12 protein-coding genes and 1 pseudogene are annotated in these 13,107 nt (G+C 70.6%); 7 read left to right on the top strand and 6 right to left on the bottom strand.

From position 1 onward, the window contains the following. Nucleotides 1-81: 81 nt before the first annotated feature. A pseudogene (locus ACWFQ8_RS32955) lies at nucleotides 82-387 on the top strand (IMP dehydrogenase); the annotation flags it as partial. Between the two features lie 171 nt (nucleotides 388-558). On the opposite strand, the gene ACWFQ8_RS32950 reads toward ACWFQ8_RS32955, so the two are convergent. Further along, nucleotides 559-2,106, bottom strand: a complete 1,548-nt coding sequence (locus tag ACWFQ8_RS32950) for a S8 family serine peptidase (protein ID WP_453789957.1) — start codon at nucleotides 2,104-2,106, stop codon at nucleotides 559-561. A 257-nt stretch (nucleotides 2,107-2,363) separates the two neighbouring features. Here ACWFQ8_RS32950 and ACWFQ8_RS32945 point away from each other — a divergent pair, with 257 nt between their 5' ends. From ACWFQ8_RS32945 to moaA, 3 genes are all read left to right on the top strand, one after another. Beyond that, nucleotides 2,364-2,729 (top strand): DUF485 domain-containing protein, encoded by a 366-nt coding sequence (locus ACWFQ8_RS32945; RefSeq protein ID WP_453789956.1) that lies wholly within the window; start codon nucleotides 2,364-2,366, stop codon nucleotides 2,727-2,729. Further along, on the top strand, nucleotides 2,726-4,360 hold the full coding sequence (locus ACWFQ8_RS32940) for a solute symporter family protein (protein ID WP_453789955.1): 1,635 nt from the start codon (nucleotides 2,726-2,728) through the stop codon (nucleotides 4,358-4,360). The genes ACWFQ8_RS32945 and ACWFQ8_RS32940 overlap by 4 nt, the downstream gene beginning before the upstream one ends. 194 nt (nucleotides 4,361-4,554) lie before the next feature. Then, a complete protein-coding gene (moaA, locus tag ACWFQ8_RS32935; RefSeq protein WP_453789954.1) occupies nucleotides 4,555-5,544 on the top strand; it encodes a GTP 3',8-cyclase MoaA in 990 nt (329 codons plus the stop codon). A gap of 72 nt (nucleotides 5,545-5,616) precedes the next feature. Here the strand turns inward: moaA and ACWFQ8_RS32930 are convergent, their stop codons facing one another. After that, nucleotides 5,617-5,925, bottom strand: coding sequence for a hypothetical protein (locus tag ACWFQ8_RS32930; protein WP_453789953.1), 309 nt, complete (start codon nucleotides 5,923-5,925; stop codon nucleotides 5,617-5,619). Nucleotides 5,926-6,071: 146 nt separating this feature from the next. After that, entirely contained in the window at nucleotides 6,072-6,413 is a 342-nt protein-coding gene (locus ACWFQ8_RS32925) for a DUF3099 domain-containing protein (RefSeq protein ID WP_453789952.1), read from the bottom strand. A gap of 179 nt (nucleotides 6,414-6,592) precedes the next feature. Here ACWFQ8_RS32925 and ACWFQ8_RS32920 point away from each other — a divergent pair, with 179 nt between their 5' ends. Next, nucleotides 6,593-6,871 (top strand): GlsB/YeaQ/YmgE family stress response membrane protein, encoded by a 279-nt coding sequence (locus ACWFQ8_RS32920; RefSeq protein WP_453789951.1) that lies wholly within the window; start codon nucleotides 6,593-6,595, stop codon nucleotides 6,869-6,871. A gap of 127 nt (nucleotides 6,872-6,998) precedes the next feature. Here the strand turns inward: ACWFQ8_RS32920 and tyrS are convergent, their stop codons facing one another. From tyrS to ACWFQ8_RS32905, 3 genes are all read right to left on the bottom strand, one after another. Continuing rightward, the gene (tyrS, locus tag ACWFQ8_RS32915) at nucleotides 6,999-8,267 is read right to left on the bottom strand and encodes a tyrosine--tRNA ligase (protein ID WP_453789950.1); all 1,269 of its coding nucleotides are present in this window, start codon (nucleotides 8,265-8,267) and stop codon (nucleotides 6,999-7,001) included. A gap of 72 nt (nucleotides 8,268-8,339) precedes the next feature. After that, a complete protein-coding gene (locus ACWFQ8_RS32910) occupies nucleotides 8,340-9,728 on the bottom strand; it encodes a metallopeptidase TldD-related protein (protein ID WP_453789949.1) in 1,389 nt (462 codons plus the stop codon). Beyond that, complete coding sequence (locus ACWFQ8_RS32905) at nucleotides 9,725-11,287, bottom strand: TldD/PmbA family protein (protein ID WP_453789948.1); 1,563 nt, start codon at nucleotides 11,285-11,287, stop codon at nucleotides 9,725-9,727. The genes ACWFQ8_RS32910 and ACWFQ8_RS32905 overlap by 4 nt, the downstream gene beginning before the upstream one ends. A 145-nt stretch (nucleotides 11,288-11,432) precedes the next feature. Here ACWFQ8_RS32905 and fabG point away from each other — a divergent pair, with 145 nt between their 5' ends. Next, nucleotides 11,433-12,152 carry a 3-oxoacyl-[acyl-carrier-protein] reductase gene (gene fabG / locus ACWFQ8_RS32900; protein WP_453789947.1) on the top strand — a complete coding sequence of 240 codons (720 nt, stop codon included), beginning with the start codon at nucleotides 11,433-11,435 and terminating at the stop codon, nucleotides 12,150-12,152. Between the two features lie 4 nt (nucleotides 12,153-12,156). After that, nucleotides 12,157-12,927 carry an enoyl-ACP reductase FabI gene (fabI, locus tag ACWFQ8_RS32895; protein ID WP_453789946.1) on the top strand — a complete coding sequence of 257 codons (771 nt, stop codon included), beginning with the start codon at nucleotides 12,157-12,159 and terminating at the stop codon, nucleotides 12,925-12,927. Nucleotides 12,928-13,107 lie beyond the last annotated feature (180 nt).

Genomic DNA, 13,107 nt, shown 5'->3' with positions numbered 1-13,107 from the left:
TAGATGATGACGCGGAGGCGCTTGCCGTCGTGGTGGGTCCTCATGCTGGGAAGTGTAGGGCGCTTGAAGCGTCTTGATGGAGGGTTTGTCCAGTCGATGCGCACGGCCGTGAACATCACCCGCGACGGCGGGGCCATCGGCTACGTCGGCGTTCCGCACGGCAGCGGTACCGGCCTCGACCTCGGCGTGATGTTCGACCGCAACCTCACCCTGCGCGGGGGCGTCGCGCCGGTCCGCGCGTACATACCCGAGCTGCTCGCCGACGTGCTCAGCGGCGCGATCGACCCGTCGCCCGTCTTCGACCGGGCCGTCCCTCTGGACGAGGTCCCCGAGGGCTACCGTGCGATGGACGACCGCAGCGCGCTCAAGGTGCTGATCACACCCTGACGCCGCGCCCTGACGCCGCACCCTGACGCCGCGCCCTGTCCACGCCCCCGCGCGACGCCCCGACGCCGCGCCCGGCGCGGCCGCGCCCGCGGAAGGGGGCCGGGCGGGGTACGTTCCCCGCCCGGCCCCCTCACGTGGTGACCGCAGCGCCTACGGGCGCCGCCGGTGGTACTACTTCACGGCCTTGAGCGCGTCGACCACGCCGTAGCCGTAGTAGCCGGTCTGGCCCCACTTGCTCTCGCAGGTGGTGGCGTCGATCAGGGCGCCCGTGGCGTCGTAGATCTGCGCCGGGCAGTCCGCCTTGGTCGCCTGGGACTTCAGCATCCGCTGGAGCTGGGCCGGCGTCGCCGACGGGTGCGCGCTCTTGAGCAGGGCTGCGACACCGGCGACGTGCGGGGCGGCCATCGAGGTGCCCTGCTTGTAGCCGTAGCCGCCGCCGAGGACGGTCGACAGCACCCGGCCGTTGGCGTCCGGGGTGGCCGGGACCTGCCAGCGGTCGCCGCCGGGGGCGGCGACGTCCACGACGCCGAGGCCGTAGCTGGAGTAGTAGGAGCGCAGCCCCTTGTCACCGGTCGCCGAGACCGTGACCACGCCCGGCAGCTGGGTGGGCAGGTCGAGGCAGACGCTCGGGTCTATGACGCGCTCGACCGGAGTGGTGTCGTTCGGGCTGGTGGTGTCCGTGAGCGTGTCGGCGGCCAGGTCCTGGTTCGAGTTGCCCGCCGAGGCGATGTGCAGCGTGCCCTTGCGCTCCGCGTACTTGGTGGCGCGGCCGATGGCCTCGACGAGGGCCTTCTGGTCGTCGTCCGTCTTGCAGTTGAAGAGCCACGGGTCGACGTAGTAGCTGTTGTTCGTCACCTCGATGCCCTTCTCGGCGGCGAACATGAAGCCGCAGACGACCGCCTCGGTGTAGAACAGGCTGGTTCCGGGCTCGCTCACCTTGATGCCGGCGACCTTCACGCCCGGTGCCACACCGCTGATGCCGACCCCGTTGCGGGGGGCGGCGATGGTGCCGGCCACGTGCGTGCCGTGGTCGCTGCCGTCGGCGTACGGGCGCCAGGCGCCCTCAGAGGTGTCCGCGACGCCGCCGACGCAGTTGGCCGACTGCTCCGGGGAGAAGTTGCCCGCCAGATCGGGGTGGGTGTCGTCGACACCCGTGTCGATGACGCCCACCGTGACGTTGCGGCTGCCATCGTTGATCTGGTGAGCCTGGTCGGCCTTGATCGCCCGCAGGTCCCACTGGTTGGACTCCAGGGGCTCCTGCCCCGCCGTGGCCTTCGCCGCCGCCTTGGCGGCGTCCTCCGCGCTCAGCTTCTGCGTGGTGCCCTCCTCGGTGGTCTGCACCGGGGAGAGGGGGGCCGTACGGGTGCTGCCGACCGATACGAACAAGCTGCGCTGGGCCCGCAGCTGCTTGGCGAAGTCCGGGTTCTGCGAGTGCGCGACGACGACACCGATCTGGTCGTAGGACGTCACCACCGTTCCACCGGCACGCTCGATGGCCTTCTTCGCCTGCTTCACCGTTCCGTAGGAGGTCAGGTTCGCCACGTACGACAGCTTCGGCCCCGAGGTGTCGGGCTTCGAAGCCGCCGCCGCGCCTGCCTCCGTGTTGCCCAGCGGCGCGGCGGAGGCCGCGACCGAGGGCAGGAAGGTGAGCGAGGCGGTGAGCGCCAGGCCGACCGGAACGGCGAGAGCACGCCGGCGGCCGGATCCCAGATGAGCCATGGGTTCTCCACATCATCTTTGAAAAAGCCGTCCGGGCGCGGTCGCGACGGACGGGTTCATGACACAAGAACCTAGTGCGGCTGTTCCCGTCTGCGCTATCAGTTCGAGAAATCAGTTCCGCGAGATACCGCGGGTGTTGAACCGTCCCGACGCGCCGGCCGTGCCGTTGACAGGGGGGCTCGGCACCACCATCCCCCCCCACGGAGGTTGCTTTGTCCGTCGTCCCCACCGCACCAGCGTCACAAGGAGAGTCCCCCGTGACCACCGAAGCAGCGCCGCCGCCGGGCGGCGCGGGAACCCAGCAGGCGGGCCCCTCGACCGAGGACTTCGCGCGTGTCCAGCAGAGCGCCGAGTTCGCCGAACTGCGCAGTTCCCACCGGTCCTTCGCCTTCCCGCTCACCGTGGCCTTCATCGCCTGGTACCTGCTCTACGTGCTGCTGTCCAACTACGCGGGCGGCTTCATGGGGACCAAGCTCTTCGGCAACATCAACGTCGCCCTCGTGCTCGGCCTCGCCCAGTTCGCGACGACCTTCCTGATCGCCTGGCTGTACTCGCGGCACGCCGCGGCCCGGCTCGACCCCAAGGCCCGAGCCATCAAGGCGCGGATGGAGGCCGGGGAATGACCCTCACCGCCGGCCTGCCCGTGACGACGCTCGCCGCCGGCGCCACCGAGCACCGGCCGCTGATCGTCACCCTCTTCGGCCTGTTCGTCGTCGCCACCCTGATCGTCACGATCAGGGCCGGCCGCCAGACCAAGGACGCCGCCGACTTCTACGCGGGCGGCCGCCAGTTCACCGGCTTCCAGAACGGCCTCGCCATCTCGGGCGACTACATGTCCGCCGCGTCCTTCCTCGGCATCGCCGGCGCCATCGCCCTGTTCGGCTACGACGGCTTCCTCTACTCCATCGGCTTCCTCGTCGCCTGGCTCGTCGCCCTGCTCCTCGTCGCCGAGCCGCTGCGCAACTCGGGCCGGTACACGATGGGCGACGTCCTCGCGTACCGGATGCGCCAGCGCCCCGTGCGGACCGCCGCGGGCACCTCCACCATCGTGGTCTCGATCTTCTACCTGCTGGCCCAGATGGCCGGCGCCGGCGTGCTGGTCTCACTGCTGCTCGGCATCACCAGCGACGCGGGCAAGGTGGCCGTCGTCGCTCTGGTCGGCGTGCTGATGATCGTCTACGTGACCATCGGTGGCATGAAGGGCACCACCTGGGTCCAGATGATCAAGGCCGTCCTGCTCATCGCCGGAGCCCTGCTCATCACCTTCCTGGTGCTGCTGGAGTTCAACTTCAACATCTCCGACCTGCTGGGCTCGGCCGCCGAGAACAGCGGTCAGGGAGCGAAGTTCCTGGAGCCCGGGCTCAGGTACGGCAAGGACTCGACCTCCAAGCTGGACTTCATCTCGCTCGGCCTCGCGCTCGTCCTCGGCACCGCCGGCCTGCCGCACATCCTGATCCGCTTCTACACGGTCCCCACGGCCCAGGCCGCCCGCAAGTCCGTGAACTGGGCCATCGGCATCATCGGCGCCTTCTACCTGATGACCATCGCCCTCGGCTTCGGCGCCGCGGCCCTGCTGAACCGGGCCGACATCCTCGCCTCCAACAAGGCGGGCAACACCGCGGCCCCGCTCCTCGCCCAGGAGATCGGCGGCGGCGCCGGCTCCACGGGCGGTGCGATCCTGCTCGCCGTGATCTCCGCGGTGGCCTTCGCCACCATCCTCGCCGTGGTCGCGGGCCTGACCCTCGCCTCCTCCTCGTCCTTCGCCCACGACCTGTACGTGAACGTCATCCGCAAGGGCCGGGCCACCGAGAAGGAGGAGGTCCGCGCGGCCCGCTGGTCCACCGTGGTGATCGGGGCGGTCGCCATCGGCCTCGGCGCCCTGGCCCGCGACCTGAACGTCGCCGGACTGGTCGCACTGGCCTTCGCGGTCGCCGCCTCCGCCAACCTCCCGACCATCCTCTACAGCCTCTTCTGGAAGCGCTTCACCACCCGGGGGGCGCTCTGGTCGATCTACGGCGGTCTGGTCTCGTCGGTCGTCCTGGTGCTGTTCTCCCCGGTCGTCTCCGGGAAGCCCACCTCCATGTTCAAGGACGCCGACTTCTACTGGTTCCCGCTGGAGAACCCCGGGCTCATCTCCATCCCGCTGGGCTTCCTGCTCGGCTGGCTGGGAACCGTCCTGTCGAAAGAGAAGGCCGACGCCGGCAAGTTCGCCGAGCTGGAGGTCCGCTCCCTCACCGGAACCGGGGCACACTGACCGATCCGGGGCGGTGCGGAGCCGTTCGAACACCCTGCGTGGCCGCGTCGTACTTCTCTACGACGCGGCCGCGTCGCGTCTCGTTCCTTCGGGCACCCCTGCCCGCCCCGCGCGTCGCGTAGGCTCGAATAAAGCGCCAGCAGTTCGTCCGCAGCGGCGCGACCTTACGAACCGGACAGGGGAGGGGGCCCACAGTGCTTCTCGACACCTACGGCCGCGTGGCCACTGACCTGCGCGTCTCACTCACCGACCGGTGCAATCTGCGCTGTACGTACTGCATGCCCGAGGAGGGCCTGCAGTGGCTCGGCAAGTCGGACCTGCTCAGTGACGAGGAGATCGTCCGGCTGATCCGCATAGCCGTCACCCGGCTCGGCATCACCGAGGTCCGCTTCACCGGCGGCGAGCCGCTGCTGCGGCCCGGCCTGGTCGGCATCGTCGAGCAGTGCGCGGCCCTTGAGCCCCGCCCCCGGATGTCGCTGACCACCAACGGCATCGGCCTCAAGCGCACCGCGCAGGCCCTCAAGGCCGCAGGCCTGGACCGGGTGAACGTCTCCCTGGACACCCTGCGCCCCGAGGTCTTCAAGACCCTCACCCGCCGCGACCGGCACCAGGACGTCATCGAGGGCATGGCCGCGGCCCGCGAGGCCGGCCTCACCCCGGTGAAGGTCAACGCCGTGCTGATGCCGGGGCTCAACGACGACGAGGCCCCCGACCTGCTCGCCTGGGCCGTGGAGAACGCGTACGAGCTCCGCTTCATCGAGCAGATGCCGCTCGACGCCCAACACGGCTGGAAGCGTGACGGGATGATCACCGCCGGGGACATCCTCCAGTCCCTGCGCACCCGCTTCACGCTCACCGAAGAGGGCGCCGAAGAACGCGGCTCCGCCCCGGCCGAACGCTGGGTCGTGGACGGCGGCCCGGCCACCGTCGGCGTCATCGCCTCCGTCACCCGCCCCTTCTGCGGCGCCTGCGACCGCACCCGTCTCACGGCCGACGGCCAGATCCGTACGTGCCTCTTCGCCACCGAGGAGTCGGACCTGCGCGCGGCCCTGCGCTCGGGCGCCCCGGACGAGGAGATCGCCCGGCTGTGGAAGGTGGCGATGTGGGGCAAGAAGGCCGGCTCCGGCCTGGACGACCCCTCCTTCCTGCAGCCCGACCGCCCGATGTCGGCGATCGGCGGTTGATCACCGCTCGGAAGGCGTGAAGGCCGGTCGGAATCGGACTCCGACCGGCCTTCACGCGCTCCGGGGACGCCGTCAGCGCTCCGAGCCCTCGGGCTGCACCCACGCGTCGAGCTCCACCACGTCCTTGAGGAAACCGCGGACCCCCAGGAATTGGGAGAGGTGCTCGCGGTGCTCCCCGCACGCCAGCCACGTCTTGCGCCGCTCCGGCGTGTGCAGCTTCGGGTTGTTCCACGCCAGGACCCAGACGGCCGCCGCACGGCAGCCCTTCGCGGAACAGGTCGGCGCCTGCGGGTCGGCGGAGCCGGGCCCGCCGAGGAATCCGGAGAGGCCGAGGACGTCGGGGCCCGGGGAATCGGCGCCGGGGGAGTCAGGAGAGGTCACGCCTCAACCCTACAAACCCCTCGAACGGAAAGGCGACGCCGAGCAGCCACGGGGGGAGCTGCCCGGCGTCGGTCCGTCGCTCCGACGGGGGATGCGGAGCGCGTAGGCAGTATGTCACGCAGGACCCGGTACGGTGCACTGGAACTTCATGATTGATCTGAGCTGTTCTTGAGGTTTCCCGCCTCCAGTGCGGGGAGCACAGGAGCCGGGACGAAGTGCGACGGCAGCGAGGGTGTCGACTCGCGTCCCGCATTTGCGATCACCACGGCCACGTAGGGCAGCAGGGCCCCCGCGACGAGCGTCACGATCGCCACAGGACGCTGCACGTTCCACAGCAGTACCGTCGCGACGACCGACAAGGTCCTGATCACCATCGAGATCACGTACCGGCGCTGACGGCCGCGCACGTCCTCGGCGAGCCCCATCCGCGCCCCGGTGATCCGGAAGACCTCGGATCCGTTCCGCTTCTGCCGCTTCGTCCGCTCCATGCTCCACCACCCGATCGTCCGCCGGACACGTCCCGGCCCGGACCCCTTCCACGGTACGCCGCCGCCCCGGCGGCGAGGAGAGGGGGTGTCCCTCGAATGGTAGTGCCCGAAATGCGCGGTACGCGGCACCGGCCGAGACTGGGCCCACGTGCGCACAAGGCGCCAGGAGGAGGCTCGACATGCACTGGTTGTGGGCGATCGTCGTCGGTTTCGTACTGGGCCTGATTGCCCGGGCCGTCCTGCCGGGCAAGCAGCACCAGCCCCTCTGGCTGACCACTGTCTTCGGCATCATCGGCGCCGTGCTCGGCAATGCCGTCGCCACCTGGATCGGTGTCAACGAGACCAAGGGCATCGACTGGATCCGGCATCTGCTCCAACTCGTCGGAGCGATCCTGATCGTGGGCCTCGGAGAAACGGCCTACGGAGCGATCCGGGGCAACAAGCGGCGGACCGCCTGAGCGGCCCCCCGCGACCCGGACCGCCCGAGCGCGACCGCCGCGCCCTGACGGAGGGGCCGGCCCGGACACGGTCCGAACCGGCCCCTCCGTCAGGGCGCGCACCCGTACGGGATGCCCCGCGGAGGCGTCAGGCGCCCGTGACCTCCACGGCGGCCAGGTTCTTCTTGCCCCGGCGCAGCACCAGCCAGCGTCCGTGCAGCAGGTCCGCCGCGGCGGGCACCGCGTCCTCGGCGGTGACCTTCACATTGTTCACGTAGGCCCCGCCCTCCTTCACGGTCCGGCGCCCGGCCGACTTGCTCGCGACCAGACCGGTCTCCGCCAGCAGGTCCGTGACGAGGGCCGGCTCGGCGACGCGGACGTGCGGCAGCTCGGACAGCGCCGCGGCCAGCGTGGCCTCGTCCAGCTCCGCCAGGTCGCCCTGACCGAACAGCGCCTTCGAGGCGGCGATCACGGCCGCGCACTGGTCGGCGCCGTGCACCAGCGTGGTCAGCTCCTCCGCGAGCGCCCGCTGCGCGGCGCGCGCCTGCGGCCGCTCGGCGGTCTGCGCCTCCAGCGCCTCCAGCTCCTCGCGGCTCTGGAAGGACAGGATCCGCATGTAGGTGGAGATGTCCCGGTCGTCCACGTTCAGCCAGAACTGGTAGAACGCGTACGGCGTGGTCATCTCCGGGTCGAGCCACACGGCCCCGCCCTCGGTCTTGCCGAACTTCGTACCGTCCGCCTTGACCATCAGGGGGGTCGCCATCGCGTGCACGACCGCCCCCGGCTCCACCCGGTGGATCAGGTCGAGACCGGCCGTCAGGTTGCCCCACTGGTCGGAGCCGCCCTGCTGGAGCACGCAGCCGTGGCGCCGGTACAGCTCCAGGAAGTCCATGCCCTGGAGCAGCTGGTAGCTGAACTCCGTGTAGCTGATGCCCTGGTCGGACTCCAGCCGCTTGGCGACCGAGTCCTTCGTCAGCATCTTGTTCACGCGGAAGTGCTTGCCGATGTCCCGCAGGAACTCGATGGCGGACATGCCCGCCGTCCAGTCCAGGTTGTTCACCAGGACCGCCGCGTTCTCGCCCTCGAAGGACAGGAACGGCTCGATCTGCGAACGCAGCCGGTTCACCCATTCCGCGATGACCGCCGGGTCGTTCAGAGTGCGCTCGGCGGTCGGACGCGGGTCACCGATCTGACCGGTGGCCCCGCCGACCAGCGCCAGCGGCCGGTTCCCGGCCAGCTGGAGCCGGCGCATGGTCAGCACCTGGACCAGGTGCCCCACGTGCAGCGAGGCCGCCGTGGGGTCGTAGCCGCAATAGAACGTGACAGGACCGTCCGCGAACGCCTTGCGCAGCGCTTCTTCGTCGGTGGACTGGGCGAAGAGCCCGCGCCACTTCAGTTCGTCGACGATGTCCGTCACGGTTGTCTCGACTCCTTCGAATCCTTCGGATGCACGGGACCAGGTCACTGGCGAGGACCCAGTCTAGGTCGGTCAGACACCCTTGCTGACCGAGCTCATGTTGAAGTCCGGGACGCGCAGCGCGGGCATCGAGGCCCGGGTGAACCAGTCGCCCCACTCGCGCGGAAGGGTCTTCTCGGTCCGCCCCGCCTCCGTGGCCCGCGACAGCAGGTCCACCGGGGACTCGTTGAACCGGAAGTTGTTGACCTCGCCCGTGACCTGCCCGTTCTCCACCAGGTACACGCCGTCCCGGGTCAGGCCCGTGAGCAGCAGGGTGGCCGGGTCGACCTCGCGGATGTACCAGAGGCAGGTCAGCAGCAGGCCCCGCTCGGTGGTGGCCACCATCTCCTCCAGGGACTTGTCGCCGCCCCCGTCCAGGATCAGGTTCCCGAACGCCGGCGAGACCGGCAGCCCGGTCAGCGCGGCACTGTGCCGGGTGGTGGTCAGTCGGGCCAGCTCCCCGTCCCGGATCCACTCCGTGGCCGGGACCGGCAGACCGTTGTCGAACACCGAGGCGTCGTCGCCCGAGCTGTGCGCGATCACGAACGGAGCGGACTCCAGCCCCGGCGCGTTCGGGTCGCTGCGCAGGGTCAGCGGCAGCTCGGAGAGCTTCTCCCCGAGCCGGGTACCGCCGCCGGGCTTGGAGAAGACCGTCCGGCCCTCCACCGCGTCCCGGGCCGCCGCCGACCACATCTGGTAGATCAGCAGGTCGGCCACGGCCGTCGGCGGCAGCAGCGTCTCGTACCGCCCGGCGGGCAGGTCGATCCTCCGCTCCGCCCAGCCCAGCCGTACGGCGAGCTCCGCGTCCAGCACGGTCGGGTCCACGTCCTTGAAGTCCCTGGTGGAGCGGCCGGCCCAGGCCGAGCGCTGCCGGTCGGGGGACTTGGCGTTGAGCTCCAGGGTGCCCTTGGGCTGGTCGTGGCGCAGTCGCAGGCCCGCCGAGGTGCCGACGTACGTGGACACCAGCTCGTGGTTGGCGAAGCCGTACAGCTCCCGGCCGCCCGCGCGAGCCCGCGCGAAGGCCTCGCCGAGGGCCGGGGCGAAGTCCGTGAACACCGCCGAGGAGGTCTCGGCCGGGGCGTCGGCGAAGTCCGGGGACGCCGGGGTGCCGGTCACCAGCGGCTGTGCGTCCTCGGCCGGACCCGCCCCGCGTGCGGCCGCCTCAGCGGCCCGCACCAGCGGCTCCAGGTCCGCGGCGGTGACGGCGGAGCGCGAGACGACCCCCGAGGCCGTGCCCTCCTTGCCGTCGACCGTCGCGATGACCGTCAGGGACCGGCCGCGGGTGACGCCGTTGGTGGTGAGCGCGTTGCCCGCCCAGCGCAGGTTCGCGGTGGACTGCTCGTCGGCGATGACCACGCAGCCGTCGGCGGTGGACAGCTCCAGCGCGCGCTCGACGATCTCGTGGGGCTTCGTGCGGCTCATCGGCCCGCCTCCTGCGTGGTGTTCAGGATGTTCACGTCGCGGAACAGCGCGGACGGGCAGCCGTGCGAGACCGCCGCGACCTGGCCCGGCTGGGCCTTCCCGCAGTTGAAGGCGCCGCCCAGGACGTAGGTCTGCGGACCGCCGACCTTCTCCATCGAGCCCCAGAAGTCGGTGGTCGTGGCCTGGTACGCGACGTCGCGCAGCTGACCGGCCAGCCGGCCGTTCTCGATCCGGAAGAACCGCTGCCCGGTGAACTGGAAGTTGTAGCGCTGCATGTCGATGGACCAGGAGCGGTCGCCGACCACGTAGATCCCGCGGTCCACGCCGCCGATGAGGTCCTCGGTGGACAGGCCGCCCGGGTCCGGCCGCAGCGAGACGTTCGCCATGCGCTGCACGGGCACGTGCCCGGGGGAGTCGGCGTAGGCGCAGCCGTTGGAGCGCCCGAGGCCGGTCAGCTTCGCGATCCGCCGGTCGAGCTGGTAGCCGACCAGCGTGCCGTCCTTGACCAGGTCCCAGCTCTGGGCCTCGACCCCCTCGTCGTCGAAGCCGATGGTGGCCAGCCCGTGCTCCGCTGTGCGGTCACCGGTCACGTTCATGATCGGGGAGCCGTACTTCAACGTGCCGAGCCGGTCGAAGGTGGCGAAGGAGGTTCCCGCGTACGCCGCCTCGTAGCCCAGCGCCCGGTCGAGCTCGGTGGCGTGGCCGATGGACTCGTGGATCGTGAGCCACAGGTTGGACGGGTCCACGACCAGGTCGTAGCGCCCGGCCCGCACGCTCGGCGCCCGCATCTTCTCGGCGAGTAGTCCGGGGATCTGCTCCAGTTCGGAGTCCCAGTCCCAGCCGGTGCCGGTCAGGTACTCCCAGCCGCGCCCGGCCGGCGGCGCGATGGTGCGCATCGAGTCGAACTCGCCGGTCGTGCCGTCCACCGCGACCGCGGTGAGCTGCGGGTGGATCCGCACGCGCTGCTGCGTGGTCGAGGTGCCCGCCGTATCGGCGTAGAACTTGTTCTCGTGCACGGCGAGGAGCGAGGCGTCCACGTGCGCGACGCCGTCGGCCTTCAGCAGCCGCGCGCTCCAGTCGGCGAGCAGCGCCGCCTTCTCCGTGTCCGGCACCGTGAACGGGTCGACGTCGTAGGCCGAGATCCAGGTCCGGTCCGCGTGCACCGGCTCGTCGGCGAGCTCGACCCGCTCCTCGGAACCGGCGGCCTCGATCACCTGGGCGGACAGCTTCGCCATGGCGACGGCCTGCGAGGCGACCTTGGCGGCGCCGTCCATGGTGAGGTCCACGCCCGAGGCGAACCCCCAACTGCCCCCGTGCACCACCCGCACCGCGTAGCCGAGGTCGGTGGTGTCGGACCCGCCCGAGGGCTTGGCGTCCCGCAACCGCCAGGAGGCGCTGCGGATGCGCTCCAGCCGGAAGTCGGCATGGTCGGCGCCCAGCGCGCGGGCCCTGGCGAGCGCCGCGTCGGCGAGCGCCCGCAGGGGCAGCGCGGCGAAGGCCGCGTCGATGGAATGGGGCACGGAATTCCTCCCGGGGTCGGGGCCGGTAGCCCCGATCATGTCGCGATCGGGGCGTTCATGACTACATCTTTCTGTAGGGACTCGACAGAGGGCGTCGCGAGGCCCTGTCGGAGCCCGATTCTCCGTACGGGCGGGACGACCGATAGGTTTTTGCTATTCAGACCGCTAGCGAAAGGGTGATCCGTTGAGCCGCTCGGTTCTCGTCACCGGAGGAAACCGGGGCATCGGCCTCGCCATCGCCCGTCTCTTCGCGGAGGTCGGCGACAAGGTCGCGATCACGTACCGGTCGGGCGAGCCGCCCCAGGAGCTCACCTCGCTCGGCGTTCTGGCGGTCCGCTGCGACATCACCGACTCCGAGCAGGTGGAGCAGGCCTACAAGCAGATCGAGGACGCGCACGGCGCGGTCGAGGTGCTCGTGGCCAACGCCGGCATCACCAAGGACACGCTGCTCATGCGGATGTCCGAGGAGGACTTCGCGTCGGTGGTCGACACCAACCTCACCGGCACCTTCCGTGTGGTCAAGCGCGCGAACCGTGGCATGCTGCGTGCCAAGAAGGGCCGCGTCGTCCTGATCTCCTCGGTCGTCGGGCTCCTCGGTTCGGCGGGCCAGGCCAACTACGCCGCCTCCAAGGCCGCGCTGGTCGGCTTCGCCCGCTCGCTCGCCCGCGAGCTGGGCTCCCGCAACATCACCTTCAACGTCGTCGCCCCCGGTTTCGTGGACACCGACATGACGAAGGTGCTCACCGACGAGCAGCGTGCGGGCATCGTCGGCCAGGTGCCGCTCGGCCGCTACGCGCAGCCCGAGGAGATCGCGGCGGCCGTGGGCTTCCTGGCGTCCGACGACGCCGCGTACATCACCGGAGCCGTCATTCCCGTTGACGGCGGATTGGGCATGGGTCACTGATCACATGAGCGGAATTCTCGACGGCAAGCGCATCCTCGTCACCGGGGTGCTGATGGAGTCCTCCATCGCCTTCCACACCGCCAAGCTGGCCCAGGAGCAGGGCGCCGAGGTCATCCTCACGGCGTGGCCGCGCCCGACGCTGACCGAGCGCATCGCCAAGAAGCTGCCGAAGCCGGTCAAGGTCATCGAACTCGACGTCACCAACGACGAGCACCTGGCCCGCCTGGAGGGCCTCGTCCGGGCCGAGCTCGGCGGTCTCGACGGCGTCGTCCACTCGATCGGCTTCGCGCCGCAGGACGCCCTCGGCGGCAACTTCCTGAACACCCCCTTCGAGTCGGTCGCGACCGCGATGCACGTCTCCGCGTTCTCGCTGAAGTCGCTGACCATGGCCTGCAAGCCGCTGTTCCCGGCGGAGGGCGCGGCCATCGTGGGCCTCACCTTCGACGCGCAGTTCGCCTGGCCTCAGTACGACTGGATGGGCCCGGCCAAGGCCGCCCTGGAGGCCACCAGCCGCTACCTCGCCCGTGACCTGGGCAAGGAGAACATCCGCTGCAACCTGGTCTCGGCCGGTCCGCTCGGCTCCATGGCCGCGAAGTCCATCCCGGGCTTCTCCGACCTGGCGGACGTCTGGAACTCCCGCTCCATGCTGGAGTGGGACATGAGCGACCCGGAACCGACCGGCAGGGGCGTCGTCGCCCTGCTGTCCGACTGGTTCCCGAAGACCACCGGCGAGATCGTCCACGTGGACGGCGGCCTGCACGCGATGGGTGCCTGATCCGGCGCCCGACCCCTCGTGTCCGAACGGCGGCCGCGCCTCCCCTCCGGGAGGCATGCCGTCCCGCAGGGTCACACCTCACCGCCTGTGGTGCCGCCGGCCTCTGCGGGGCCTTCGAGCCCTTCTGCTGCCGCATCCGCCGCTGTGCGGGTGCGCTGGCAGGGAGGACTGATCCTGGAC

Source organism: Streptomyces sp. NPDC055254, from assembly GCF_053606025.1.
Note: the sequence above shows the minus strand (reverse complement) of the source record. Positions and strands in the feature narration are given on the sequence as shown.